Here is a 25453-nt window from a genome sequence, read left to right as displayed (position 1 = left end):
AATTAATATGGTTTCCAGGCAAAATTTATTTGCATAAAATGCTAAAAGCTCTGCGGTTGCAGGGCTTTTTTTGATGTTACGATTTTTTTCTAGATCAGTACCTATAGATGCTACCCGACATCATCTTGTAAGAAATTCGAGTGAGTTCTTCCTGGTTAGGGAGGTCATGTTCCTCTATATACTTTTGAGTCAAACTACATAGACCTGCCGCCATAAACGAGACAGCATAGTTTTTCTCGTCATTAACCAGATTGATAAAACTTTGTTGGCATGCAGACATGGCTTGAGAAATTAGTTTATTTAGTAAGTCATTCAAGTCGTTATCCATGATCATTTGCAGTTGCGCGTAATTAGATACTACAAATTTACTAAACCGATCGCTGATTTCTTCTAATGTCATATCTGATGTGTCATCATCTTCAGGCTGTTTTACATACGGCGCGTGCTCTAACTGATAGAGTAAGATATTTTGTTTGTTGCCGAAAAGCGAATAAAACGTTTGCCGTGAGATACCGGAGTGATTGCAAAGTTCACTAATGGAGATATCCTTAAAGTTTTTCTCTTTTAATAAAGCCGTTAGTGAATCTAATAACATTTGTTGTGAATTTAAAGCTGCTGGATTTTTTCCTTGATACACTGACAAAACCTCCCTAATGTCTAACTTTTCCTAATAACATTGACAGTGTCAACTCTTGCTAGTAGTATAACTTAAACACTGACATTGTCAAACTTGAATAGTGTTTCTACAAAACGGTCATGAGATTTTCAAAACAGATTAGGAAGAAGTTAATACAATGAATGAGAATAGTCAAAAGTTAGTTTTAGTTACCGGAGCCACAGGAATCCAAGGTGGCGCGGTGGCCGATGAAGCTTTAAAACAAGGATTCAAGGTGCGTATTCTAGTCCGGAACAAAGCTAAAGCGAAAGCGCAAGAGCTGATTAAAAAGGGTGCAAAAGCCGTTATTGGCGACTTCGATGATCCTGTTTCCCTAGACAATGCGATGCAGGATGTTGACGCTGTATTTTCTGTACCGATTTCTGGCGTGGATACGGTGAGAAATGATCGCGAGCGTAAGCAGTCTCTGGCGTTGATTCATAGCGCAGTGAAAAATAGCGTCAAACAATTTGTTCACACTTCTGTTGCTGCCACCAGTCGATACAAAGAATTTCCAAAATGGGGGACCGGATATTGGTTTGAAAAGTACTGGACCGATAAATGGGATATTGAAGAAGCAGTTCGTTCCGCTGGTTTTGCAGAATGGACGATCTTGAAGCCGGCCGCGATGATGGAAAACTTCACTGAGAAAGTTGAGTCCATGTATCCGCGATTTAAGCAGGGAGAGATTAGAACAGCAGTGTTAGCAGATACGCGTATCGATCATATTGCGATGACGGATGTTGCGAAGTTTGTAGTTGCGGCCTTTGCTGATCCGAAAATGTTTAATCATCAAAGTATTGAATTAGCGGCAGAATCACTGTCCTATAGCGAAATTGCTGCAACTATTTCAGCGGTAACTGGTAAAACGCTTAAAGTTGTCACGCTTAGTCCTGATGAGGCATTAGCAGAGGGTATGCATATTTATAGTGTCCGTGGTGATGAGTGGAATAATACAGTTGGATATAATGTTAATATTGATCTATTAAAAAGTTACGATATTAAATTAACTTCATTCAAGGAGTTTGCCGAGAAGAATAAGAAACAATTCAAAATTGGCTAATAAACTAATGAATGATTATTAAATCAACGAAATAATTATTATTGATTTAGATAAATTTGGTACTGATCGGAAATTGCAAGAACAAGTTAGCCACCCCGCAGGCGAAGTTGCGGGGCAAGTCAGAATATCTATTGAAGGTCAAGATAATAGCTACGCACTACATGATTTACGAATACGTGCTGCTTCAATTTGAAAAGCTTCTTTTGGGGTTTGATACTTCAAGATACGTCGCGGTAATTGGTTAAGACGACTTTCAACCATTGAAACCGTCTTGGGACCAATCGTATCTAATGAGTGTCCCTTAGGTAAATATCGTCTAATCATGCGGTTATGAGTTTCATTGGTTGCTCTTTCAAAGGAACTATACGGATGGGCATAATAGATGTCAGCTACGCCGTCTAAGACTGCATTCAAGGCTGTGAACTCCGTTCCGTTGTCAGCAGTAACAGATTTAATAAGATCACCAAATTCAGCACAAATTCCCTTAAGTGCATACGATACCGAATCAGCATCTTTGCCTTCAATCAAGCGAACAATATCATAACGAGTTTTACGTTCCGTGAAGGTCAATAATACACTTTCATGTCCACTTCGTTTACCAACTACAGTATCAATCTCAAAGTGGCCAAATTCCTTGCGTTTGTCGCCCCTTTTAGGACGTTCCTCAATACTTTTACCAGCTAAACGTCGATGCTTGTTTGACCAGTGATGTTTAGTACGACGGTTAGCCTTCTCCACCAAATCAAGATTACGGATCTCTAACAATTGCGCATCGATATAGTTGTAGAGAGTTTTCGTACAAACCATCTCCGTGCGCTTAAACAGATGTTGTTGGTGGGCGAAGCCGACTGCTGCATCAGGTGACCAATCATCTTGGTGGAAATGATCATCAAAGTAAGCCAGAAAGTTAGTAACAAATTTAAATTTTAGAGGTCGATGACAGCGTTGTCGATTCGTTTGATACCGAACTTGGGCCGTATCAGGCGCATAAACGCTAAAGTACTGTTCTTTACCATTGAGTTTCTTTACCTGTTGAATGCGGCCACGCTTAAGCTCATTATTAATAGTTTGATGACAGACACCAATTTCAGCGGCAATTTGACGAGCAGATTTGCCTGCAGAAAGTAAGCCAGCAATTCTGCCTCGCTCAATTTGAGTTAAATGATGACCCTTTACGTGAGATGTGATAAGCTGTTCTTGCACCAAGACGAAAACCTCTTTCATTGTTTAGTGTGGGAACTTCAATGATACCTGATTTTTTCGTCTTGGTGTCTTTTATTTGGCCACTTTTAAAAGGTGGCTAACTTGATTATAAAATTCGCGGATCAAAAGTGGACGTGAAAATGAAATAATTGATAAGACAACGCTGGCACATTTGCGTGACGTGAAGTTGCCTGATGGTTTTGTTGATAATTACGCTGATGCTGATGGCTCGAATCATAGTGTTTCGTATCGTAATGGGATTCCACTGCCTGGATTGGATTAAAATCTTTTCAACGGTAATAAACTTGTAAAACCGACTAACTTTGTGGTAATTAAAGAAAAGGTTTATATAATTTGAATATGAAATCCAAAATTCTTTAGTTTTGACTATGATAAAGAAACCGAAATTTTAGGTAAAATGATATGCAGAAATGTAAAATACTCAAATCTGTTGTTTCCAATTATTCCAATTTGTAGCTGATTGTCATGTTCATATTGAAATATAATACTTTACTGTTTTTCTGTAATATGAGTTTTTTTATAGATATATACACAACTTAAAAACGATACAGCCACAGACTAGTGAGTGGTTGTATCGTTTTTTTAGTTCTTATCTTCTCTGAAGGTGGAAAACAATTTTTTAAAAGTAAAAAATTCGTCAACCAAACCTATTTTTTAAACTGTTTCAAATACCGACTGGCAAATAATTTATGAAACTTAACTCCCAAAGTGGGGTTAGCCGCATCAATATCTTCGTACATAGCTGTCGTGATTTTATTAAGGAGGGATGACAGCTGATCTAGTTCTGCATCAGAAAGTGACCTTACAAACGGCGGCACTTCTTGAGCAGCAGATTCAATTTCTTGTCGACCTGCAGGGGTTAAGTTGACTAAATTAACCCGGCGATCTTTTGGCGACTTAGTTAAAGTTATTAAGTCACGTTTGGCAAGTTTGTAGACAAATTCACTAGTTGACTGGGGTGACATCCCTAAACGCGTTGCAAGTTGCCGTTGCGATAGATGATCTTCATCCGATAACGCCAATAAAATTTTTCCCTGTCCTTCAACTGTCAAACGAGGTCGTGCTTGCTTGACAATATCATCGTAAATTTTGCTGAGTTGTTCATACTCTGCCAGTTTTCCTGCGGCCAATTCTGCTTTGATTTCGTTTGTCACTATGATCATCCCATTCATTTCATCGTTTTCTTAAGTATACAACATTCCAAAATTTGCGGCGAATAGTGACTTGACATTTTAATCAGGTACCCTTATTATATATTAGTCAGGTCACCTGATAAAAAGAGAGGAGTCAAAAACATGAATCACGATAGTTTAATTAAGGTAAAGAATATTCGAAAACAATTTGGAGACAAAGTAGCAGTGCAAGATGTTTCATTTGATATCAAGAAGGGCGAAATCTTTGGTTTGCTGGGGCCAAATGGCGCGGGAAAAACCACTATTTTACGGATGATGACGACCTTGTTGCGTCAAGATGCGGGAAAAATTTCGTTAAACGGCTTTGATACGCTGACTCAGGGTCGTTTAGCTCGCCAACAGTTTAGTATAACCGGGCAAACAGCGGCAATTGATCAAGATTTGACGGCTCGCGAGAATTTAATAATTTTCGGCAAACTGAATGGATTAAGTCGAGGCGATGCTAAAACCCGAGCCGTCGAACTATTAACGGATTTTGATTTAGCTAATTCCGCTGACCAAACATTAGCAACTTTTTCTGGTGGTATGCGGCGCCGATTGGATTTAGCGATTAGTTTAATTGGCAAACCCGCAATCCTATTTTTAGATGAACCAACTACCGGGTTAGATCCGCGAACACGGATGCAGATGTGGCGTGCCGTTCAAAAACTAGTTGCTGAAGGCTCGACTGTATTATTGACAACTCAATATTTGGAAGAAGCCGATCATTTGGCGAATCGAATTGCGCTCATCGATCATGGCAAAATGATTGCGATTGGAACACCAAGCGACCTAAAGAAGCACGTTGGGGGGATGCAACTTCGGATAGAAATCACCGACCAGAAATGGCGGGTGCAAGTCCAAAAAATTGCTCACGATACTTTGGCATTACCTGTTAATGTGAGTGACCGGACTCTGACAGTGTTGATTGATGATACAAGCATGCAGATGGTTCCACAGGTTTTGAATCAGCTTCAAGCTGCGAAAGTTCCCATTAGCAATTTTGCAATTGAAACTCCGCCACTGGATGACGTTTTTTTGAAGATGACAGTCGGTAAAAATTAAGGAGAAAAAAACTATGAAATCGATGACAACTAAGAATCGTTTTGTGAGCAACATCCTTACGATGACTCACCGGAATTTACTCAAAACTATGCATAATCCGGACAGTCTCAGTGATGTCGTGATTGAACCGGTGATTTTTACACTGTTGTTTGGATACCTATTTGGTGGTGTGATCGCCGGCAGTGTGCAGGCCTATTTACCAATGCTGGTATCCGGAATTTTGGTTCAAAGTATTTTAAACGCCGCTTCCGGGTCAGGCCAACAGCTGCGCGAAGATATTAACGCCGGTGTCTTTGACCGGTTTAAAACTTTGCCAATTTCACCAATTGCGCCGCTAGCAGGTCAATTAGTTGGCGACATCTTGCGGCTGTTACTTTCAGGAGTGGTTGCATTGATAACCACCTTTTTGATGGGGTGGCGACCAACAGCCGACCTGCCGATGCTTGCGGCAGCCCTATTGTTGGCCATCTTTATTGGTTGGGCTACCTCGTGGATTTTTGTGCTAGTTGGGTTAATGGCTAAAAATGCGGAGTTAATTGGCAGTTTATCTATGATTATTATTTTGGTGATGACATTTTTGTCCAATGCTTTTATTCCAGTCAAAACATTACCAAAAGTGATACAGGCCATTGTTAAAATTAACCCAGTCAGTTTGACAATCACGGCAATTAGAACAATTCTGAGCACTGGCAATTGGGGAAGTAACGCTACTTTAGTACTTATTAGTGGCGGAGTTATCATTTTGATATTTATGCCTTTAACGGTTTTAGTTTACCAACGCCGTGACTAGGCGAGACTGATTTTATCGATGTTACCGTCGAGATTATTGCCTATTTGTATGTTTTTCACAATGGTGAACCCGATGTTTTAGTTTCGCAAGATATCGATAGTGAAGTTCGTAACTTCACTAGCTCACGTAACCAAGATTTACAAAATGGCTTTGCAAAGATTGCCAATGCAGCAACAAGTGATTAATTCTAGGAAAGTGGTCTTACTATGAGAAATTTCATGGTAGGGCCTTTTTTTGTGAATCGAAGAATTTGGAGTGTAAAATAAGAGTGTCGGAAGGAGCGTTCAAAATGAAACAAATTAATTTTAAAGGGACCACTTTACCTGCCATCGGTATTGGCACCTGGCATATGGGTGACAATCCCAAAACCTTTGAGCAAGAAAAAGCCACAATTCTTTATGGCCTGCAACATGGTGCTACAGTCATTGATACGGCTGAAATGTATGGCGAAGGTAACGCTGAAACGTTAGTGGGTGAGGCATTAAAAGAGTTTGATCGTAATAAAGTTTTCTTGATTAGTAAATTTTATCCGCAAAATGCCACTAAGACTAAAATGCGACAGTCACTGGAGAATAGTTTAAAACGGTTGAAAACTAATTATCTTGATCTATATTTACTCCATTGGCGAGGAACTGTACCTTTGGTCGAAACGGTGACTGGGCTAGTTGAACTTCAAAAAGAAGGTAAGATTCGCCATTGGGGAGTTTCTAACTTTGATACGGAAGATTTAAAGGAACTTTACGCTAATCCGAATGGAGATCAGGCTTTTGCCAATGAAGATTTGTACAATCTTGCCAATCGCGGCATTGAGTTTGACCTATTACCTTGGCAACGGCAACACGGACTACCACTTATAGCTTATGCGCCAATTGATCAAGGAGATTCTCGTGGTCAGAAATTGACGCAAAATCCTGTGATTCAAGAAATTGCTAAGGCACACCAAGTTACCCCAATGCAAATTTTGTTGGCGTGGACCATTCAGACAGATGACATCATGGCCATTCCGCAAACCAGTAATGTGGCTCATATGAAACAAAATATTGAGGCTGGTAATATCAAATTATCCAACCAAGAAATGCAACAAATTGATGCCCAATTTTCTGCGCCAACTTCTAAACAATCGTTGCGGATGATCTAGATATTTTTAACTAAAGGTTGAAACTACAAAAACTTATCTTGTTGCTTGACACGAAAACGTTCATAGTAACAAAATCAGATTAAATTGCCGTCTTTCAGCAAATTTGGGCTGGAACGTAGTGGGCACGACTTGGAGCCGCAAGCCACGTCTCCAAGCTCGGCCTTTATCTAAGCGAAACCCGCTAAGATAAACGGCACTACTGAGCCCATTTGCTTCCAGACTAAGTCTAATCTTTGCAATTAACACACTGGTATAATAGATTTGATATCGGTGTTGCTGCGCATTATTAAACTACTGTTTTTGAACCAAGTCGTTTAATACTAGTTATTGAGGTAATTTTGATACTTTCAACCTTTAGATTCTTAACATAAAAACCTGCTAATCACGCTCAATATGAGAAGATTAGCAGGTTTTATTTAGCCATCAATCCGATAGATATGTTCAGTAACATCTTCCTTGGTGATTACATAAAAGCCATTTTCTTGAGACCATTCCACATAAACGAGATTGCCCAGAGTGTTGTACCCGAGCTGTTTCAAATTTTTTTGTAACCAAGTTTTGGTAAATTGGTGCGTTTTTAATACTTTTTCTTGAATATGGCCCTGATCCACCAGCATGATTGATAAAGCCTTATCTTCTTCTGAATCCATGACCAAACTAATTTGACCCGCATTTTCTAAAATAACGTGCTTGGCGTTTTTTAAAGAAAAGCATTGGTTTTGCCGAGCCATCTGCCGGAGTTGTTCTAGTTCAATTTTATTGCGATTAATTTCGCTTAAATTAAGCACACCATCTCTGATCAGGACTGAGGGCTCACCTTTTAGCCACCGGTTAACTTTATCGTTTTTCTGAACGATTTTTTCAACGAAATAAATTAAACATCCCCAAACAGCAATTCCCAATAACAAGTGTAAAACATTGATTTTGGGGTCATAAAGCGATTCTTCTAGAATTCCGCCCAGAACTAATGTATAGATGAGGTCAAATGGGGTGATATCTGACAGTGACTTTTTTCCTAATAAACGGACAACCAGTAATAGTCCCATTAAACCGGTAATAAGTTTGATCATGATTAACCAAAACATCTTGTGGCCTCCTTTTTAAATATAAATTGATCGTTTGTATAAATTAATCCTAACCTAAATGGACTATTCTAAGCAAATAAAATGAGGGATTAAAGACTGAACAACAAAAAGAAAATAATTCTTGACATTCATACTGTAGCTGACTACAATACAAATATAGTGTAGTAAGCTACGATAAAGAAGGGGTGAATTTCAATGGAAAAACAATTAAAGGTAGTTAAAGAGACAAAAGGGTACTGGCGTGTAATTTTTAGTAATCCACCTCGTAACCAATTCGATCCATGGACTTTTGCAGAATTAAATCATTTGATGGATGTGGCAGAAGCGGATCAAGATTTGAAAGTAATTGTTTTTGAAAGTGGTAATAAAGATTTCTTTATGGGGCATCATGATGTGGCCAAACGTTTGGAAGTTCCAGATGAGCCTGGGGCCCAACCGTTTTTCTATAAGTGGCCGGATTTTGTGACGCGTTTGATTAACAGTCCAATTATTACAATTTCCAAAGTGCGTGGTCGCGCCTATGCTCAGGGATTTGAATTTGCGCTTGCAACAGATATGATTTTTGCTGCTAAAAAAGAAGCTAAGTTTGCCTTAGTGGAAGCTGGAGGTGGTTCAATGCCAGGAGGTGGCGGCATTGAATGGCTGACTGCATTGGTTGGTCGCAGTCGGGCAATAGAAATTATGCTTAGCGCTGATGAATACAACGGTGCACTTGGCGAAAAATATGGGTTTGTAAATCGAGCTTTTGATGATGACAAACTTGATGAATTTGTAGATAAATTGGCGCGCCGTATTGGGTCATTTGCAAAACGTTTTCTTCTTTTGGGTAAAAAAATGATTAATGCGCGAGCCAAAATGCCGACTAATGGTGAGCTGTTTCAAGCAAATTACATTTTACGTACTATTGACGATTGGCCAGAAGCTAACGCGGGTGGTCAAGAAATGTCAGATCTGGCAAAAAAATATGGTGAAGATGCAGTAGAGTTGACTCTGCCCGAAATGTTTGGGAAAAAATCAGGTAAAAACGATGAAAACAATTAATGTCGGTTTAATCGGAATTGGCACCTGGGCACAATATGGAGTTATTCCAATTTTGAATTTATTGCCGCAATTTAGACTATTGGCTATTCAAAGTCGTTCACTTAATAAAGCTCAAAATTTTGCTCAAGACCATAAAGTGCCTTTTTATTATGATAATGAAGATAAGTTGTTACGTAATGACAAGATAGATTTGATCATGGTAACGACTCCGGCACCCACACATTTTCAATATGCTAAGAAGGCAATTTTAGCTGGTAAAAATGTTTATACAGAATGGCCATTAACTACCAATAAAACTCAATCACAAGAATTAGTTGATCTAGCAAAAGAAAATCATGTGCGCACCTTTGTTGGGTTTCAAAGAAGATATTCTCCCAGTGCCCGCTTTTTTAAGGATTTGCTAGATCAAAAAAGAATTGGTAAGATTCGTTCAGCACGTGTTTCAATCGGAGTTGAAGCCTTTGCGAGGATTATGCCGGAAAATTATGAATGGACTACGAAATCAGAGAATTATACCGATGTGCTAACAGTAGATGTCGGGCATTTTGCTGATTTGCTTTTTCATTTGGTTGGACAACCTAATTTAGTGATTGGTTTAACGGCTAATCAATTTAAGCAAACGACTTTGTTTGATAAGAAAAAACGTACAAAGAAGGTTCCGTATGGTTTGCCTAATAATGTCACGGTAATGGGCACTTTACTGGAATCTCAGCAGTTATTTGTTATTAATGCGGAAGGTGCTCAGGATAATATTTCTGGAATGCAACTAGAAGTAACCGGTAATGATGGCGTATTAATGTTAACCAATACACGGGCATATCAAAATGAAGCAGATAATAAGCTGCTTTTACTTGATAAAAATCACGATACTTTTACAAGACTTACGATTCCGGGTAAGTATGATACACTTCCCAAAAATGATTTAGATAATAGTGTCCAAGATGCTGGTTATTACTATCAAGCGATTGCTGGTGATTTAATGAATGATAAACACACAACGCCCTCTTTTGAAACAGCAGTTCAAATGCACGAATTTATTAGTAAAATTATTGACTCAAATAAAAAATTACGAGAAGGTGAATAGATAATGGCAGCGTATATGGTTTATGTGCGGGACCGTATTATTGATCCTGAAGAACTTAAGAAGTACGAAGAAGAATCCAGCAAAGTAAAGGTTACAGGTGCGAAAACCCCATTAGCTTTCTATGGAAAAGTAGAGACGCTTGAAGGCCCCGAAGTTGATGGCGTAACCATTGTGCCGTTTGAATCTATGAAAGCTGCCGAAGCTGCCTATAATAATCCAGATTATCAAAAGGCCATGAAACATCGGTTAAAAGGTGCAGATTATCGAGTCTTCATTACGGAAGGTGTAAAATAAGTAATAAATAAACTTATTCGGAGTGATGATATGAAAGATTTATGTAAAGCATATGTTGGAAACAATATTAAAATGGTTCATAACAAAATTGATACGTTGTTTACTAAAGAGACTAACAAATTGTTTTCCGGTTTAACAAATACGCAATACCTTGTATTAATTTACTTGGGTGAAGAAAATGATAAATGCGCTTTACAAAAAGAAATTGAAACTAAATTTGAGTTGAGTCATCCGACCACGGTAGGAATTATCAAGAGATTATCTGTGCAAGATTTAGTTGTAACTCGTCCTTATGAGAAAAACAAGCGTCAAAAAGAAGTCATGATTACTTCAAAAGGTATGAGTCTGCTGACTTCAATAAAAAATGGGCCGCGTAGTATTTTGAATAAGGTTGATAATGATGCATTAGCTGGCTTTTCGGAAGAAGAGAAAAACCAACTAAATAATTATCTATATCGAATTAATGACAATTTGAATGAATTTTAACAAAAACGAACATGTCGTAGCGGTGGTATGTGGACCTAACAGCTATGACGTGTTCGTTTTTTAATCATCGATAGTATATTTTTTATCTAAAACCCTATGCGGATAGTTGAAGTTATTTCTATGTGTCATGCAATCACAGAAAAATGACATAGTGTAACAACGACAGATTTAACAAGATAATTATGAATGTTTTTTGAAAAGGCCATTTAGCCCATAAAAGGCCAGCTATTTGTGAATCGCTATGCCTAATGACAAACAGCTATGACTCATTTAGCTGTCAAATCAAAGCTTGCGTCAATCAGATTGCAAATTTGTTTGGAATCAACTGTCGCAATATCAATAGATATCCAATTACTATTATTCATGTGATAAGCAGGGAAAAATCCTTCTGAAGATTGTAAAATGTCGACCGTTTCAGGATCCAACTTCACGTCCATAATGTCGATAACTTCTTTTCCTTCAAGGCCAAGATTCTCCTTTTTGACATCCATGACAATGGCGTACCATTTTCGATTTTGAGAGTGTCTCAAAACTGCGTAGTGTGCATATTTTTTCCATAAATATTCGGGTTGACTGGTATATTTTTCCTCAACATACTTAAAGATTTCTTCGCGTTTCATAAAAATTCTCCTATTGCACATGGCCTCGCGTTACACGATGCGGATATTGAAAAAATGGCAGCAAAATATAAAGTTAGTGTGCCGCAATTAGCAATTCGGTACGACTGGCAATTAGGAACGGTCGTGTTACCCAAAACTGTGAATCCAGAACATATGAAGACCAATGCTGAACTTGATTTTGAAATTTTGGATGACGACATGGCAACTCTAAAACAGGTAAAACCTTTGAATTATGGCAGTGCCAGCGTTGATCCAGTCTTTGGTGGAAAACTTAAAAGTTATGATGGCCAGACAGGATCTGAAAATAAATAATTTCAATTTAGCTGGATGGTGGTTCGTTACAAATTAGAAATATTAAATAAGAGGTCCATTTATTGCCAATTGCGACAGTAAATGGACCTCTTGTTAGTTTGAAATGTTTATTTCGTTTCATACATATAATCACGTGTCATTGGCAAGCCTTCGCCACTTGGTGCTTTGGTTAACAGATATTGCATGACATCAATGTTACCAGCTTCAAATGAAGCCGCAGCTGCCTGTAGGTAAAGATCCCACATCCGGCAGAAACGTTCGTCAAACATGTCCCGTACCTGATCACGCACGTTATTAAAGTTGCGATCCCAGATTTCAAGCGTTTTTTGGTAGTGACGACGGAGCGGTTCCAAATCTTGAATTTGAAGATCAGCTTCAATCATGTAGTCGAGGTTTTTCGATACACTTGGAATGTAGCCACCCGGGAAGATGTACTTTGTTAGCCAAGGATCAACGCCCGCACCATTATGTTGCCCAGTAATCCCATGAATCAACGCCCGAGCGCCCGGCTTGAGTAACGCGTTCACTTTTTTGAAGTAGCCAGGTAAATTATCTTTACCAACATGTTCAAACATACCCACACTAGTGACGTAATCAAACTGGCCCGTAGTTTCACGGTAATCTTCTAATCTTACATCGACTAAATCTTCCAAGCCGCGTTTTTGAATTTGGTCCTTTGTGTAATTGTATTGTTCTTCACTTAAAGTCACCCCAGTTGCGTGCAGACCGTACTTTTCGGCGGCCACGTACAGTAAGGTTCCCCAACCGGAGCCAATATCAAGCAAAGTTTTTCCACGTTCTGGTTTTAACTTCTTCAAAATATGATTAATTTTGTTTAATTGAGCCTGTTCCAAAGTATCGCTGTCAGTTTTAAAGTAGGCACACGAGTAGGTCAAGGTTTGATCTAACCATAGTTTGTAAAAGTCATTTCCAATGTCATAGTGACTTTGGATATCCTTTTTGTTTTCTGCTTCCGAATGGCCTTGTTTGGGGATGAATTTCAAAAAGCTTTTATCATGCATGAAACTAGTAGCTTGTCGATAAGCTGAAGCAACAACTTGTTGAATTGAGCCCTTGATATCAATGTCACCATCCATGTAAGCTTCACCCAAAGTTAGGGTGGCGTGCTTAGCGATTTCTGACATTGCTAATTTCTTGTTAATATCAATTTCTGCTTGTGGTGTGCCTTCACCATAGGTTTCAGATTTGCCATCCCAATACTTCACAGTAACTGGGAAATCAAAAGCGTTACTCAATAATTTTTTGTAAACTGTTTTCTCTAACACAAATTCTCACTCCATTTCTAAAATGTAAACAATCCTATTTTAGACTTTTTAGGTTTGTCACGTAAGGAATTTGATACGTTAAAGACTAGAAAACGATTTCATTTTTTGATTCATATTTCTTGACTTGAAGTATACTTCAAGTAGTAGACTTTCATTAGAACAACAATGGAGGTTATCAAATGGCAAAAATCATGATTATTGGGGCCTATGGCAAGACAGCTCAATTACTAACAGAAAAGCTTTTACAGGAAACCGACGATGAGTTAATTTTATTTTTACGCAATGCACAACGGTTAAACAAATATACGGATAATTCGCGAATTCAATTAGTGGATGGAGACGTTTTGAATACAGATATGTTGGCACAATCAATGCAAAACGCCACCATCATTTATTCAAACTTAGGTGGCGTTGACCTGGATGATCAAATTCAAAGTGTGATTAAAGCAATGCAACAAACAGATAAAAATCGGTTTGTCTACATAAGTTCTTTAGGTGCACATCACGAAGTTCCCGGAAAATATGGCGAGTGGAACGAACAAGCGATTGCAGCGTACTTACCCGGTTTTCGAAAATCGGCTAAGTTAGTCAGCAATTCCGGCATGAAATATACTGAGATTCGCCCAGCTTGGTTAACAGATAATGACGAAGTGGACTATGAAACGACGCAATTAAATGAACCATTTAAAGGTACGGAAGTTTCAAGAAAAAGTGTGGCTGATTTTGCTTTTAAAGTCATCACTCATCCGGAAACACATGTGAATGAAAGTGTTGGTCTAAACAAGCCGAATACAGATGGTGATAAGCCTAGTTGGATGTGACGAAATTGGCATGATAGATGTTTTTGCACATGTTTTACCGCCAAAATTTTTAGCTCAGATGTTACAGATTGATTCAAATGTCTTTGAGAAAAATTCTTGGATGAAAAATCCGTTATTGACAGATATTGATAAACGACTAGCAACTATGCAACCGAATCAGCAAGAAATTTTATCAATGGTGAATTTAAATCCTGAAGATTTTGTAGATGGTGATCAGGCTGCGACATTATGCGAGGCAGCAAACGAAGAATTACAGCAAATTGCCAGCAATTCTACCAGTAGTTTTCCAGCGGTAGTTGCGATGCTGCCAATGAATAATATTGCTGAAGCAATGGCAATTATCGATTCACAAGTGATTAATAACCCGCTTGTAGCAGGTGTGCAGTTATTCACACGAGCAATTGGAAAAGAAATTACAGATGAAAGTTTTTCTCCACTTTTTGCCAAAATGGCAGAGAGTGGGAAGCCAATATGGTTGCATCCTGTGTTTGACGAACGTAAATCGGATAATAATCTGACATTTAGTTGGGAATATGAGCAAACACTGGCGATGAATCAAATTGTGACTAAAAATTTTCTCACTAAATATCCAGGACTAAAAATTATTGTGCATCATGCAGGTGCAATGGTACCCTATTTTGCACGGCGGATTTTTTATATTCAGGGTGAAGCTAGCTATGAAGCTTTTAAACATTTTTATGTAGATACGGCTGTATTGGGAAATTCAAGGGCAATTGAAATGGCAGTTGATTTCTTTGGCGAAGATCATGTTTTGTTTGGTACCGATACACCGCTTGGAATTAAGCCTAATGGTCCCACGAGTGTCATCAAACAATCGCTTGATCAATCCAATTTAACAAGCTTCCAAAAGAAAAAAATTTTCACTGGTAATTGGCAGCAGTTAATTCAAAGAAAAAAATAGGTTTACAACTAAGAATATAAGGAGTGTTCAAGATGGCAGTGACAAAAGATGATATGCAGTATACCAAATTAGGGAAAACAGATATCGATGTTTCTAAGATTTGTATTGGGGCAATGAGTTTTGGAAAACCTGGTACTATGCACGACTGGTCACTTGATTACCCAGATAGCGAGAAAATAATCAAGCATGCGCTAGGGCTTGGGATTAACTTTTTTGATACCGCAAATACTTATTCAAAGGGAACTAGTGAAGCGTATTTGGGCAGAGCGTTAAAAGAAAATAATGTTGCGCGTGATAAAGTGGTGTTGGCTTCAAAAGTCTATTTCAACCCTGGTCGTCTTTCTAGTGAGGCGATCCATCGCGAAATTGATGGTTCTTTGAAACGTTTGGGAACCGACTACCTAGATTTATACATTATTCATCGGTTTGATTATGATACGCCAATCGAAGAAACGATGTCAGCTTTGAATGATTTGGTTAAAGCCGGAAAAGTACGTGCAATTGGGGCATCTGCCATGTATGGTTACCAATTTCAGAATATGCAACAGGTAGCTAAAGATAACGGTTGGGCTCAATTCCAGACCATGGAGAACCACTACAATCTGTTATATCGTGAAGACGAACGGGAATTAATTCCAATCTGTAAACAGTGGGGTGTTTCATTGATGCCATATAGTCCGTTGGCCGCGGGACATTTGAGTCATCGTGAATGGCAAGTAAATACGTTACGCAGTCAAACTGATCGGGTAGCGATGGGCAAATATGATAAAGCAGAGAGCAAAGATGTTGGCATCGTTGCCCGAGTGGACGAGCTGGCCAAGAAATATAACGTTTCAATGAGTCAGATTGCGTTGGCTTGGCAATGGGCGAAAGGCGTTATGGCACCAATTGTGGGTTCCACTAAGGCGAGCCATTTAGATGCCGCCGTTGAAGCTTTGGCAATTAAACTAACTGATGAGGATGTGCACTATCTGGAAGAGTTGTATGTGCCGCACGAAATTGTGGGTGCCATTAATCACAACCCAGCGCAGGGGACTGTGCTGATTGATGAAAAGAAGTAAGAATCTATTTCACGAGACAGTAAACAAATGCTTAAAGTTTTTAATTTATCTGCCAAACAAAATACCAACTAAGAATGGTTCGCAAAAGTACCTATTTCTTAGTTGGTATTTTATTCAACAGGTAAAGTTTAGAGGTATAATTGTTGGCGTAATTTTATTGAAAATAATTTTGAAATCAGGTATTCAATATGAATTTTTCAACTGTCAAAGTTAATGATTTAGATGTTTTCTATCGCGAAAGTGGTTCAGACGACAATCCGGTATTTTTATTATTGCACGGCTTCCCAACGGCCAGTCATATGTTTAGAAACTTAATGCCAATATTAGAAAATAATTTTCATGTTATTGCACCAGATTTTATTGGCTTTGGGCAATCAGCTGCTCCCGACCATACCAAATTTCAATACACATTTGAAAATTTGACGAATTATGTAGAAGGCTTTTTGAAGGCCTTGAGTATTGACAAGTTTTATCTGTATGTTTTTGATTATGGGGCACCAATTGGGTTTGAATTAGCAGTTCGTCATCCAGAAAGCATTTTGGGAATCGTGAGTCAAAACGGTAATATTTACCAAGAAGGCCTTGGGTCTAAATGGGAATCTCGCAAAGTATACTGGAATCATCCGACTGCAGAACTACGGAAAAGCTATAAATCAGCATTTTCCCCAGAAACTATTATTGGTCAATACACTGGCGGTGAAAAAGCAGGCAGCGTTTCACCTGATGGCTATACGTTGGATATCCATTATACAGAGTCACCAGATTACGCTGAAAGACAATCTGATTTAATTTTCGATTATCAAAATAATGTAAAAAAGTATCCGCGTTTTCAAAAATATGTGCGTGATTATCAGCCAGAGTTAATTGCTGCCTGGGGTAAAAATGATCCTAGTTTTGTCTATCAGGGTGCAGAAGCTTTCCAAAAAGATGATAAAAATGCGGAAATTCATTTGTTAGATGGCGGTCATTTTGTGCTGGAATCTCACTGGCAAGAAATTGGACAACTTATCCTAAATAAATGGGCATGAATAAACAGAAAATCTGACCTGTTCAAAATATCATTCGTTTGTGAATGGTATTTTTTTATCCTTCAATTTAGCGCCCAAATGTTATAATAAAATAAGTTTACGACACAACATATTCTAAATGAACAGGAGGATAAATGATGACCAGTAGCAAAAATGGCCATTAGAGGACATATGAAAAAAATAGGGTGGAGTTTATTAGTGGTCGCATTATTAATGGGTGGTTGTTCAGCAAATAATACTAGTCAGGCAAGTAAGTCCAGTTCGAAGAAGACAGAATCATCAGTAGTGAAAACTAAAAAGGTAAGCAAATCAGCTTCACGGTTAAGTGAGGGCAAAGCTAGTTCAAGTTCACAAAAAGCCACTTCTAGAACTAAAAAGGTCGCTGCAACGGTTTGGAATAAAACTAAGCAACAGGAATTAGCTACATTTATGGCGAAGTGGCAAAAAGAAATGGACCAAACGTATAAAGGTACATATAATGGCGAAAAGACGAATCATCTGGGCTACATTTTTCCAGATGTCATTAAGAACGGTAAGTTAGCAGGTCGAGTAAAGTGGGGAACCCGCAAGATTAATTTAACGTGGTCTACAAATGGTGAAAACGGCAATGAATTTCAAATTGTTGAGGTTGCTACTGGCGGAAAAGGTGGTACATCATTTCCAACGACCTACTTATTCTGTATTCACAATAATCAGCCGGTTGTGTTTATGACGCAAACCACCAATGGCAATTATCTTTAAGTTCAGGATACGCAAAACGCGGATCTGCAAGCAGAGTTTGCTAAAATTGTGACTGGAATTAAACCAGCAATTTTGACCGATACCTCATTAAATACGGATGTTAGCAGTTCAGTAAAGGCATCCCCACAGCGGTGGCCCAGTGTGTATCAGGGAACTTGGTATTACTATGAATCTTATGATAAGAAAGTGGATACTTTAAAACCGGAAAAAATTAGCGCGGTCAAGCTCACTTATCTAAAAATTCAGAAAATAAATTGGCTTGATATTCGTGGCGCACATCAAACCGCGGGTGATGGTTCGTATGAATATTTAAGATATCATTACTATAACGGCCGCCAGATTCCGGTCATGATGATGGCTGGTGGGGCTGGTGCCTGGTTTGACGGAAATGCATATCAAAGTAAAGAAATTGCAAACCAAATGAAAGACTTTACGTTTGGCGACGAAAGCAAGAGTCAAGAGGATCTGGACTAATTATTTGTGATGTATATTTGTTTTAATAGATAAAAAATATGGTCCAAAATCATTTTAAAGCTTCAAAAAATGATTTTGGACCGTTTTTTACACAGTTTATCAATTTACAAATTAGATAAGTGTTCAGACAACCATTTGGTGATTTTTTATAGTCTACTTCGTTGTCATCAGTCCGAGTAATTGAAAGAGTAAAATCGGCTAGCTCTTTTTGTGTCATAGCCAAATTGTAATTATTCTGTTTCAAAAATAGCAATAAAGGCGGTCTAGATGGAAAACAGTCGAGTTGAATTATTAGACTTTGTGAATCTGTGAACTAAAAATTTGTGAGATAGCTGTGACATAATTGCTTTTATTTGTCAGTAAATGAGTCAGCATCTATAATTAACTTATTAAAAATATGTTGGATACTATTGATTATCTTTGTTTTTCAGACAAACGAGAGGGAGCATACTTATATGTACAGCATTAGTGATGTGAGCGAAATTATGGGAATCAGTATTTACACACTGAGATATTACGAAAAAATTGGGTTAACTTCGTTCGTGAAGAGAAATGAAAATGGGGTTCGCGAGTTTAGTAAAGCTGATATTGTGACGTTGAACACGGTGTATCGTTTAAAACAAACTGGAATGCCCCTAAAAGATATCAAGCACTATCTTGAATTAGTCGAAACTGGGGTTAGCACGGTTTCAGAAAGAAAAGAAATGTTTCAGACTCAAAAAGATAAAGTAGAAAAGAAAATTGCCGATTTGCAGAGATCTCTAGAGACTATTAATGGCAAAGTACATTATTATGAGGAGGCTGAAAAACATGGATCATTAGCGGTCTGCCATGACGAACGTGAGGCGTTTGTACAAAAAATAATGAGTGGAAACATGAAAGCTTAAAGCATTATCTATTTCGTGGATAGCAAAAGTTATTGCAGATTGCAATTTTATTAATAATATAAAGTGATGGTTGAAGAAAGTTGATTTCTTCAACCATCTTTTTTAAAAAAAATTTAAAAATAATGCTTGCGCTAGAGTAAACTCGAGCAATTATAGTAGTAATTGTTCAAAGGAGGAATGAATTTGAAAATTTTAAAAAAAGACCATAACCTAAAGTGAACCCCCAAGGTTGGACAGAAAAATCCAATTTTGGGGGTTTCATTTATGAGTAAATTTAATTTCGATTTTAAAGTTAAGATTGTCACCGAGTATTTAAGTGGTCAGGCAGCTTATTCACTAGCGAGAAAGTATGGGATTGGCAGCAAGGCTACCGTTTCAATTTGGATTCAGCGATTTGAAAGATTTGGTATTAAAGGACTTCAGCCAAAAGCCATGGACTTAGAATACACTAGTCAGTTTAAAGTTGATGTATTAAACTGGAGGAAACAAAATCAGGCCTCACTTCCAGTAACCGCCTTACACTTTAATTTATCCTCGCCAAGTACAATTTGGCAATGGGAAAAGCGATTTGAGACATTAGGAATTAAAGGGCTTGAGCGAAAGCGAGGCAACTCGAAAAATATGGCAAAACACAAGAATGAGAACGCTAAACCAGTTGTCCAAAAGGACAACTCAACAACAAAAGATACTTTAAAGCAACTCCAAAAAGAGAATCAAATGTTGAAGATTGAGAATGAATACTTAAAAAAATTAGAAGCCTTAGCTCGGAAAAAATCAGCACAAAGGAAATCTCGAAAATAGCGACTGAGTTGAGGCAAATATTCCAAGTATCAATTAAATTGATTCTCAAAGTAATTAAAATACCGCGTAGCACGTATTACTACACTCGAAATCATGAAGGTCGAAAATTCAATGACGATCAAGTTATTCAAGCAATTGATGAAATTCGACAACAAGATTTAAAATACACAAAGAAGTACGGGTACCGTCGAATTACAAGTGCTCTGCATGATTTAGGATTTCAGATAAATCACAAGCGGGTTTTACGTATTATGCAAGAACATGCCTGGATATGTCATGCCTTTAATCGCCAAACTCGTAAATATAACTCGTATAAAGGATTAGTTGGTAGGATTGCCCCTAATCGGTTAAAGCGTCGCTTTAAGACCGACAGACCCTATCAAAAACTTGTAGCAGACGTCAGTGAATTTCGATATGGATCTATGGGAACAAATGAACGCGTTTATTTGGAACCGGTACTAGATTTATTCTCTGGAGAAATTTTAGCATTTAATATAAGTGAACATCCAACAGTTGAATTCGCCATTAAACCGCTCAAAGAAGCTTTAGAAGGACTTCCGGCACTAAATTATCGGACAACAGTTCATACTGACCAAGGCTTTCAGTATCAACATCGCCAATGGCGAACGCTCTTGAAAGAACATCATGCATTCCAAAGTATGTCTCGTAAAGCGACTTGCCTTGATAATGCAGTAATGGAGTCATTCTTTCATATTATGAAAGCAGAAATGATGGATGAACATTTTGAAGATAAAACTAGCCTAATTCAAGCAATGAAAGATTGGATAGACTTCTATAACAACCGTCGTATCAAAACAAAATTAAACGGCAAGCCCCCGGTAAAATACCGAGAACTCGCCGTTCAAAAAGCAGCTTAACAATTTGTCCAATTTTAAGGGTTCACTTCAACCAAGAATTAACTGGTAATATTTTGTTTATTAATGCAAGTGAACACATTGATGGAAATACCAGTCAAGTTGGAAAACAAGTTTTCGGTGATCGTCAATATCGACAATTAAATTTGGTCGATTATAAAATTTACCAAATTGGACAAAGTCTAGTGGATAGTCAATTTAGCGATGATCAGTTCAAAGTAGTATTTGCTGCAATTAAAACGGCCGACACAATTGTTCTTGGGACACCTGTTTATTGGCATATGATGAGTGGCTATTTGAAAACTTTGATAGAAAGAATTTCTCAAGATACAGATAGTAATGATTTAAAGGGAAAAAAGATCGGGGTATTTATTCAAGGTTCAAATCCAAGTGCCGTGATTGGACCGACAAATAATATTATTAAACGATTTGCGGAAGTTGCTGGAATGAAATTTATTGAAATGAGGTATTAAGAAATGGAAAATCAATTTGGATTAGTTTATAAAGATGCACTAAAAGAAAATGTGGCCGGTAAGGTAAATATTCGAACAGTAGCGTATGAGGCTAATGGCGTGAAAGCTTCAGCGAACGTTTATACACCAGCAAACTATATTGAAGATGGCAAAGATTTATATCCAGCTATTACTGTGGCCCATCCTAACGGCGGAGTTAAGGAACAAGTTGCCGGATTATTTGCTCAAAAGTTAGCAGAAAATGGGTACATTGCGGTTGCAGCAGATGCTGCTTATCAGGGTGCCAGTGATGGGTTGCCTCGTAATACTGATAATCCAGCTTATCGAACCGAAGATATTCGTGCAATGGCCGATTTCTTGGAAAGCTTTCCGGGAGTTGACAATAATCGGATTGGAGCCTTAGGAATTTGTGTTGGCGGAGGCTATACGATTGAAGCTGCAAAAACAGACAAACGATTAAAAGCGATTGCCACAATCAGTATGTTTAATAGTGGTCGAGTACGTCGAAATGGATTCCATGATTCACAACTTGATTCTATTCAAGATCGATTACAAGACGCTGCACAGGCACGAACAAAAGAAAAACGTGGGGATGAAGTTGAATATATTGGTGAGTTATATACGAAACCAGTTATTTTATCAGAAGAACAATTGTCAAAAATTCCTGCAGGCCTTTATCGTGATGGCATGATTTATTATGGTAACACGCATTTTCATCCCAATTCTACTGGTCGTTACACCAAGAGCAGTTTGATTAATTTAATGGCGTTTGATGCCGAAGATCATGTTGATTTAATTGATCAGCCATTACTAATGATGGCAGGATCTGATGCAGATACACGTTATATGACAGATGCCGTTTATAAAAAAGCTACAGGTACAGATGATAAGGAACTCTTTTTACTAGATGGAGCTTCTCATATTGACACATACTGGAAAGAACCATATGTGACGCAGGAAACAGAAAAATTAGTCTCATTTTTTGGTGAAAAATTATAGGAGGAAATAACTATGTCAAAAAGTAAAGTTATTGTAATTACGGGTGCCACATCAGGTATTGGCGAGGCTAGTGCAAAATTATTAGCAAAAGATGGTCACAAGCTAGTTTTGGGTGCTCGTCGTGAAAATAAATTGCAAGAAGTCAGCAAGGCGGTTGAAGAAAATGGTGGTCAAGCAATATACGGAATAACTGATGTCACAAAAGACGAAGATGTTGAAGCCTTGGCAAAGTTAGCTGTCGAAAAATTTGGCAGAATTGATGTTTGGTTGAATAATGCTGGAATCATGCCGCAATCTTTATTAAGTCAAAAAAAGATTCTTGACTGGGATAATACAATTGATATTAATATTAAAGGCGTCCTTTATGGGATCGGCGCTGCGCTTCCTTATATGGAAGCACAGAAAAGTGGTCAATTTATTAATATTTCTTCAGTTGCCGGACATGTTGCTGGTCCTGGAAGTGCGGTTTATTCGGCAAGTAAGTATGCTGTTCGGGCAATTAGTGAGTCGTTAAGACAAGAAATGGCACAAGATAAAAGTAATGTTCGCGTGACGGTGGTTTCACCTGGTGCAATTTCGACAAATTTATTGAATTCTGTTACAGATAATAAAGTCAAAGCCGGGATGGAGCAGTTCTATGATGCTTTTGCTATTCCAGTAGATCGTGTTGCCTTAACTATTAAGCAGGCAATTGATATACCGGAAGATGCTGCTTGGAATGAAGTAATTATCCGACCAACAGCACAACAAATGTAGTTTATATTTTGTAATAATACAGGGGTGAAGGTATGCGAAAGTTTAATATTTGGATTGTCCTAGTAGTTTTGATCATTGGAATCGGGATTGGTGGCGTTGGTTTTTCATTGATCGAGGCTAATGAAAACAGTGGCTCAAGTTCTAATAATATGACCGTATTTAAAAGTAGTTCAAATTCGGCTAAAAATTTTAGTTCAACTAAAAACTATACTAATCCAAGTCACACGAAGAAAAGTGATAAGAGAGTATTTATTAATGCCAGTATGAATACTGATGGCACGACTTCTTCGATGGCAAAGACATTATTTGGTGATCAATCATATAAACAAATTAATTTGGCAAGTTATAATATTCCGCAAGTAGGTCGAGGAGAAGGAGACTTTAACCGAGTTTGGAAACAGTTGAAAACTGCGGACGTTATTGTCATTGGCACTCCTGTGTATTGGTCAAATATGTCAGGTTATTTAAAAACATTTATTGATCACTTACAAATTAACAATGACTTAAAGAATAGTGATTTATACGTTATTGTGCAAGGTGCTGATTCTGATCAATCCGTTGCAATCGATTCTACCTACGGGTCGTTAAATCGAGTTCCGAAACGGTTTGATTTGAATTTTGTGGGAATTGCCCAAACTGATAGTCAGGTCAGTCAGCTTCACGATAAAATGCTTGGCAAGTAAGACAAATTGACAGTCAAGATTACTATGCCACTACAGTGAGAGGCCAGAAGTTATTTCTGACCTTTTTATAGTAGGTAAATTGTTTGGAGGACTAAAATGACTAAACGACCAGTAATTAAAGATCTGAGTGTTCCATCAAGTAAGGGGCAAATCAAGGGCCGGTTATATTTACATGATAAAAAACAAAAGAATCCTTTGATCATCCTTGCTCATGGGCTCGGAGATTCGATGGAAAGCGTAGAAGGATATGCACAAACCTTCTTTGAAAATGGTTACGATACTTATCTTTTTAATTTCATTGGTGGGTCAATGCTGAATGACATGACAAAGATGTCCATATTTACAGAAAAAGATGACCTGAATGTCGTAGTTGATTACTTTTCAAATAAAAAAAGAAAACTTATTTTATTTGGAGCTAGTCGGGGCGGAGTAGTTGCATCATTAGTGGCTTCGTTACGGAATGATATTACGGCGTTGATTCTTCTTTATCCAGCGTTTGTTATGAAAGATGAGATGCAGAGACTGTTTGCTAATCAAAAGTTACCAAAGACTTTTGATTTTGCAGGGATGTGTTTAGGTAAGGTATACGTTGAAAAATTATCCAAATATGATTTGTGGGGAAATTCAACGAAATTTAAGGGCCCTACATTAATTGTGCATGGCACAGCTGATCAAACAGTTCCCATTAGGTATTCAATTGAGGCAGTAAGGAAATTTACGAAAGCACGCTTAGTAGAGGTGACTCATGCCGGTCATGGTTTCTATGGACGTGATCAAATGAAAGTTTCTGAAGAAATTTTGCGGTTTTTGGAATCAGTAAAGGGGATAAGTGAACGATGAAAAAAGTTTTAATTTTAGCTGCAGGTGGTCAGATTGCTCGTATTGTCGAAGAACGGATTTTAAAAGAGCAAAAAAATGTGGAATTGACATTGTTTTTGCGACATAAGGAACGGTTGCAGAATTTAGAAAAAAATTCAAGAGTCAAGTTAGTTGACGGTGACTTAAATGATCAAAGCACGGTTAGCGATGCAATGAAAAATCAAGATATTGTAATTATTGCGGTGGTTGATCATAGTAGTGACAGTAAAATTACACGTAATGTTATTAAAGCTGCTAAAGCCAATAATGTGAGTCGAATTATTCAAACCAATATTGGTGGGATTTATGATGAAATCGGCGGAGAGTTTGCTGATTGGAATAAACAGATGGTTGGTGATGGCATTCGAACATCGCGACTTTCAGCGGATGTATTAGAAAAATCTGGATTAGATTATACTATTCTTCGTTTACCATGGTTGAATGATCGTGATATTCACTATGTAATTACGCATAAAGGAGAACGCTTTATTGGAGTTTCCGGATCAAGAGCCAGTGTGGCCGATGTTATGGTAAAAATCATCGCGGATCCAAACTTTGCCAGTCAAGATAGTATTTCAATTGGTGATCCTGATACCGATGGAAAAACTCGTCCAGTATATTAAACAATTACCTTTATAATTATTCAGGGAGCTTCTTGACAAATTGCCAGTTGGTTTCCTTGATAATATTTTCGGTTTTCTAAAGTAGTCAAGCTAATTTGGGGCTGACAAAGTTAACTGTAAAAAACAGTCGAGTTGA

General features: G+C 37.9%; 30 protein-coding genes and 1 pseudogene. 25 read left to right on the top strand and 6 right to left on the bottom strand.

The window, feature by feature from the left end; translation table 11 throughout:
* Positions 1-94: 94 nt before the first annotated feature.
* A complete protein-coding gene (locus AB3217_RS08350) occupies positions 95-637 on the bottom strand; it encodes a TetR/AcrR family transcriptional regulator (RefSeq protein ID WP_260267479.1) in 543 nt (180 codons plus the stop codon).
* 157 nt (positions 638-794) lie between these two features.
* Here AB3217_RS08350 and AB3217_RS08345 point away from each other — a divergent pair, with 157 nt between their 5' ends.
* Positions 795-1718 (top strand): SDR family oxidoreductase, encoded by a 924-nt coding sequence (locus AB3217_RS08345; protein ID WP_367365971.1) that lies wholly within the window; start codon positions 795-797, stop codon positions 1716-1718.
* Positions 1719-1868: 150 nt separating this feature from the next.
* Here the strand turns inward: AB3217_RS08345 and AB3217_RS08340 are convergent, their stop codons facing one another.
* Both AB3217_RS08340 and AB3217_RS08335 read right to left on the bottom strand, forming a co-directional pair.
* Entirely contained in the window at positions 1869-2942 is a 1074-nt protein-coding gene (locus tag AB3217_RS08340) for an IS30 family transposase (protein ID WP_367365970.1), read from the bottom strand.
* Positions 2943-3589: 647 nt separating this feature from the next.
* A complete protein-coding gene (locus AB3217_RS08335) occupies positions 3590-4096 on the bottom strand; it encodes a MarR family winged helix-turn-helix transcriptional regulator (protein WP_157077645.1) in 507 nt (168 codons plus the stop codon).
* Between the two features lie 141 nt (positions 4097-4237).
* Between AB3217_RS08335 and AB3217_RS08330 the strand changes: the two genes are divergently transcribed.
* The 4 genes from AB3217_RS08330 (at position 4238) to AB3217_RS08315 (ending at position 7107) form a co-directional block, all read left to right on the top strand.
* Positions 4238-5179, top strand: coding sequence for an ATP-binding cassette domain-containing protein (locus tag AB3217_RS08330; RefSeq protein ID WP_068808586.1), 942 nt, complete (start codon positions 4238-4240; stop codon positions 5177-5179).
* Positions 5180-5192: 13 nt separating this feature from the next.
* Entirely contained in the window at positions 5193-5969 is a 777-nt protein-coding gene (locus AB3217_RS08325) for an ABC transporter permease (protein ID WP_068808588.1), read from the top strand.
* 14 nt (positions 5970-5983) lie between these two features.
* Positions 5984-6154, top strand: a complete 171-nt coding sequence (locus AB3217_RS08320) for a DUF4767 domain-containing protein (RefSeq protein WP_084254381.1) — start codon at positions 5984-5986, stop codon at positions 6152-6154.
* 104 nt (positions 6155-6258) lie between these two features.
* A complete protein-coding gene (locus AB3217_RS08315; RefSeq protein WP_367365969.1) occupies positions 6259-7107 on the top strand; it encodes an aldo/keto reductase in 849 nt (282 codons plus the stop codon).
* Between the two features lie 416 nt (positions 7108-7523).
* On the opposite strand, the gene AB3217_RS08310 is transcribed toward AB3217_RS08315, so the two are convergent.
* The gene (locus tag AB3217_RS08310) at positions 7524-8192 is read right to left on the bottom strand and encodes a DUF421 domain-containing protein (RefSeq protein ID WP_260267966.1); all 669 of its coding nucleotides are present in this window, start codon (positions 8190-8192) and stop codon (positions 7524-7526) included.
* Between the two features lie 195 nt (positions 8193-8387).
* Here AB3217_RS08310 and AB3217_RS08305 point away from each other — a divergent pair, with 195 nt between their 5' ends.
* The 4 genes from AB3217_RS08305 to AB3217_RS08290 are packed head-to-tail and all read left to right on the top strand — an operon-like array spanning position 8388 to position 11097.
* Positions 8388-9233, top strand: coding sequence for an enoyl-CoA hydratase/isomerase family protein (locus AB3217_RS08305; protein WP_367365968.1), 846 nt, complete (start codon positions 8388-8390; stop codon positions 9231-9233).
* Complete coding sequence (locus tag AB3217_RS08300) at positions 9220-10317, top strand: Gfo/Idh/MocA family protein (protein WP_367365967.1); 1098 nt, start codon at positions 9220-9222, stop codon at positions 10315-10317. The genes AB3217_RS08305 and AB3217_RS08300 overlap by 14 nt, the downstream gene beginning before the upstream one ends.
* Before the next feature lie 3 nt (positions 10318-10320).
* Positions 10321-10611 (top strand): DUF1330 domain-containing protein, encoded by a 291-nt coding sequence (locus tag AB3217_RS08295; protein ID WP_367365966.1) that lies wholly within the window; start codon positions 10321-10323, stop codon positions 10609-10611.
* Positions 10612-10641: 30 nt separating this feature from the next.
* Positions 10642-11097: a MarR family winged helix-turn-helix transcriptional regulator gene (locus AB3217_RS08290; RefSeq protein ID WP_057784365.1), complete on the top strand. Its 456-nt coding sequence runs from the start codon at positions 10642-10644 to the stop codon at positions 11095-11097.
* A 266-nt stretch (positions 11098-11363) separates the two neighbouring features.
* Here the strand turns inward: AB3217_RS08290 and AB3217_RS08285 are convergent, their stop codons facing one another.
* Complete coding sequence (locus AB3217_RS08285; protein WP_068804710.1) at positions 11364-11717, bottom strand: MmcQ/YjbR family DNA-binding protein; 354 nt, start codon at positions 11715-11717, stop codon at positions 11364-11366.
* A gap of 6 nt (positions 11718-11723) precedes the next feature.
* Here AB3217_RS08285 and AB3217_RS08280 point away from each other — a divergent pair.
* Positions 11724-12029: pseudogene (locus AB3217_RS08280) on the top strand (aldo/keto reductase); the annotation flags it as partial.
* Between the two features lie 107 nt (positions 12030-12136).
* Here AB3217_RS08280 and AB3217_RS08275 read toward each other — a convergent pair.
* On the bottom strand, positions 12137-13315 hold the full coding sequence (locus AB3217_RS08275) for a cyclopropane-fatty-acyl-phospholipid synthase family protein (protein ID WP_057784368.1): 1179 nt from the start codon (positions 13313-13315) through the stop codon (positions 12137-12139).
* 179 nt (positions 13316-13494) lie between these two features.
* Here AB3217_RS08275 and AB3217_RS08270 point away from each other — a divergent pair, with 179 nt between their 5' ends.
* The 15 genes from AB3217_RS08270 to AB3217_RS08200 all read left to right on the top strand — a co-directional run bounded on the left by AB3217_RS08270 (position 13495) and on the right by AB3217_RS08200 (position 25317).
* Positions 13495-14136, top strand: coding sequence for an NAD(P)H-binding protein (locus AB3217_RS08270; RefSeq protein WP_260267956.1), 642 nt, complete (start codon positions 13495-13497; stop codon positions 14134-14136).
* Positions 14137-14146: 10 nt separating this feature from the next.
* The gene (locus tag AB3217_RS08265) at positions 14147-15058 is read left to right on the top strand and encodes an amidohydrolase family protein (protein WP_367365965.1); all 912 of its coding nucleotides are present in this window, start codon (positions 14147-14149) and stop codon (positions 15056-15058) included.
* 53 nt (positions 15059-15111) lie between these two features.
* Entirely contained in the window at positions 15112-16119 is a 1008-nt protein-coding gene (locus AB3217_RS08260) for an aldo/keto reductase (protein ID WP_068804732.1), read from the top strand.
* Between the two features lie 188 nt (positions 16120-16307).
* Entirely contained in the window at positions 16308-17147 is an 840-nt protein-coding gene (locus AB3217_RS08255; RefSeq protein ID WP_367365964.1) for an alpha/beta fold hydrolase, read from the top strand.
* 198 nt (positions 17148-17345) lie between these two features.
* Positions 17346-17888, top strand: coding sequence for a DUF4767 domain-containing protein (locus tag AB3217_RS08250; protein ID WP_232310766.1), 543 nt, complete (start codon positions 17346-17348; stop codon positions 17886-17888).
* A 48-nt stretch (positions 17889-17936) separates the two neighbouring features.
* Entirely contained in the window at positions 17937-18362 is a 426-nt protein-coding gene (locus AB3217_RS08245; RefSeq protein WP_232310765.1) for a hypothetical protein, read from the top strand.
* A 455-nt stretch (positions 18363-18817) separates the two neighbouring features.
* Positions 18818-19249, top strand: a complete 432-nt coding sequence (locus AB3217_RS08240) for a MerR family transcriptional regulator (protein ID WP_068804697.1) — start codon at positions 18818-18820, stop codon at positions 19247-19249.
* A 264-nt stretch (positions 19250-19513) separates the two neighbouring features.
* Positions 19514-20050 carry a helix-turn-helix domain-containing protein gene (locus AB3217_RS08235; protein WP_057785073.1) on the top strand — a complete coding sequence of 179 codons (537 nt, stop codon included), beginning with the start codon at positions 19514-19516 and terminating at the stop codon, positions 20048-20050.
* A complete protein-coding gene (locus tag AB3217_RS08230; RefSeq protein WP_308704609.1) occupies positions 19987-20928 on the top strand; it encodes an IS3 family transposase in 942 nt (313 codons plus the stop codon). Before AB3217_RS08235 ends, AB3217_RS08230 begins: the two co-directional genes overlap by 64 nt.
* A gap of 53 nt (positions 20929-20981) precedes the next feature.
* Positions 20982-21398 (top strand): flavodoxin family protein, encoded by a 417-nt coding sequence (locus tag AB3217_RS08225; RefSeq protein ID WP_367365963.1) that lies wholly within the window; start codon positions 20982-20984, stop codon positions 21396-21398.
* A 3-nt stretch (positions 21399-21401) separates the two neighbouring features.
* A complete protein-coding gene (locus AB3217_RS08220; protein WP_068804690.1) occupies positions 21402-22397 on the top strand; it encodes an alpha/beta hydrolase in 996 nt (331 codons plus the stop codon).
* Between the two features lie 12 nt (positions 22398-22409).
* Positions 22410-23153, top strand: a complete 744-nt coding sequence (locus AB3217_RS08215) for an SDR family oxidoreductase (RefSeq protein WP_367365962.1) — start codon at positions 22410-22412, stop codon at positions 23151-23153.
* 32 nt (positions 23154-23185) lie between these two features.
* Entirely contained in the window at positions 23186-23836 is a 651-nt protein-coding gene (locus AB3217_RS08210; protein WP_367365961.1) for a flavodoxin family protein, read from the top strand.
* Between the two features lie 96 nt (positions 23837-23932).
* Positions 23933-24676: an alpha/beta hydrolase family protein gene (locus AB3217_RS08205; protein WP_367365960.1), complete on the top strand. Its 744-nt coding sequence runs from the start codon at positions 23933-23935 to the stop codon at positions 24674-24676.
* A complete protein-coding gene (locus AB3217_RS08200) occupies positions 24673-25317 on the top strand; it encodes an NAD(P)H-binding protein (RefSeq protein WP_068804681.1) in 645 nt (214 codons plus the stop codon). The genes AB3217_RS08205 and AB3217_RS08200 overlap by 4 nt, the downstream gene beginning before the upstream one ends.
* The last annotated feature ends 136 nt before the right edge of the window (positions 25318-25453 follow it).

This window comes from Pediococcus parvulus, assembly GCF_964063155.1.
In the GTDB taxonomy this organism is placed as follows: Bacteria; Bacillota; Bacilli; order Lactobacillales; family Lactobacillaceae; genus Pediococcus; species Pediococcus parvulus.
Note: the sequence above shows the minus strand (reverse complement) of the source record. Positions and strands in the feature narration are given on the sequence as shown.

Bases quoted from the DNA above. Each gene is read 5' to 3' on its own strand.
- AB3217_RS08210 (WP_367365961.1), top strand. From the start codon at position 23,186: ATGCGAAAGTTTAATATTTGGATTGTCCTAGTAGTTTTGATCATTGGA.
- AB3217_RS08265 (WP_367365965.1), top strand. From the start codon at position 14,147: ATGATAGATGTTTTTGCACATGTTTTACCGCCAAAATTTTTAGCTCAG.
- AB3217_RS08240 (WP_068804697.1), top strand. From the start codon at position 18,818: ATGTACAGCATTAGTGATGTGAGCGAAATTATGGGAATCAGTATTTAC.
- AB3217_RS08295 (WP_367365966.1), top strand. From the start codon at position 10,321: ATGGCAGCGTATATGGTTTATGTGCGGGACCGTATTATTGATCCTGAA.
- AB3217_RS08340 (WP_367365970.1), bottom strand. From the start codon at position 2,942: ATGAAAGAGGTTTTCGTCTTGGTGCAAGAACAGCTTATCACATCTCAC.
- AB3217_RS08300 (WP_367365967.1), top strand. From the start codon at position 9,220: ATGAAAACAATTAATGTCGGTTTAATCGGAATTGGCACCTGGGCACAA.
- AB3217_RS08270 (WP_260267956.1), top strand. From the start codon at position 13,495: ATGGCAAAAATCATGATTATTGGGGCCTATGGCAAGACAGCTCAATTA.
- AB3217_RS08310 (WP_260267966.1), bottom strand. From the start codon at position 8,192: ATGTTTTGGTTAATCATGATCAAACTTATTACCGGTTTAATGGGACTA.
- AB3217_RS08330 (WP_068808586.1), top strand. From the start codon at position 4,238: ATGAATCACGATAGTTTAATTAAGGTAAAGAATATTCGAAAACAATTT.
- AB3217_RS08260 (WP_068804732.1), top strand. From the start codon at position 15,112: ATGCAGTATACCAAATTAGGGAAAACAGATATCGATGTTTCTAAGATT.
- AB3217_RS08315 (WP_367365969.1), top strand. From the start codon at position 6,259: ATGAAACAAATTAATTTTAAAGGGACCACTTTACCTGCCATCGGTATT.
- AB3217_RS08200 (WP_068804681.1), top strand. From the start codon at position 24,673: ATGAAAAAAGTTTTAATTTTAGCTGCAGGTGGTCAGATTGCTCGTATT.
- AB3217_RS08235 (WP_057785073.1), top strand. From the start codon at position 19,514: ATGAGTAAATTTAATTTCGATTTTAAAGTTAAGATTGTCACCGAGTAT.
- AB3217_RS08345 (WP_367365971.1), top strand. From the start codon at position 795: ATGAATGAGAATAGTCAAAAGTTAGTTTTAGTTACCGGAGCCACAGGA.
- AB3217_RS08205 (WP_367365960.1), top strand. From the start codon at position 23,933: ATGACTAAACGACCAGTAATTAAAGATCTGAGTGTTCCATCAAGTAAG.
- AB3217_RS08305 (WP_367365968.1), top strand. From the start codon at position 8,388: ATGGAAAAACAATTAAAGGTAGTTAAAGAGACAAAAGGGTACTGGCGT.
- AB3217_RS08290 (WP_057784365.1), top strand. From the start codon at position 10,642: ATGAAAGATTTATGTAAAGCATATGTTGGAAACAATATTAAAATGGTT.
- AB3217_RS08220 (WP_068804690.1), top strand. From the start codon at position 21,402: ATGGAAAATCAATTTGGATTAGTTTATAAAGATGCACTAAAAGAAAAT.
- AB3217_RS08215 (WP_367365962.1), top strand. From the start codon at position 22,410: ATGTCAAAAAGTAAAGTTATTGTAATTACGGGTGCCACATCAGGTATT.
- AB3217_RS08285 (WP_068804710.1), bottom strand. From the start codon at position 11,717: ATGAAACGCGAAGAAATCTTTAAGTATGTTGAGGAAAAATATACCAGT.
- AB3217_RS08255 (WP_367365964.1), top strand. From the start codon at position 16,308: ATGAATTTTTCAACTGTCAAAGTTAATGATTTAGATGTTTTCTATCGC.
- AB3217_RS08325 (WP_068808588.1), top strand. From the start codon at position 5,193: ATGAAATCGATGACAACTAAGAATCGTTTTGTGAGCAACATCCTTACG.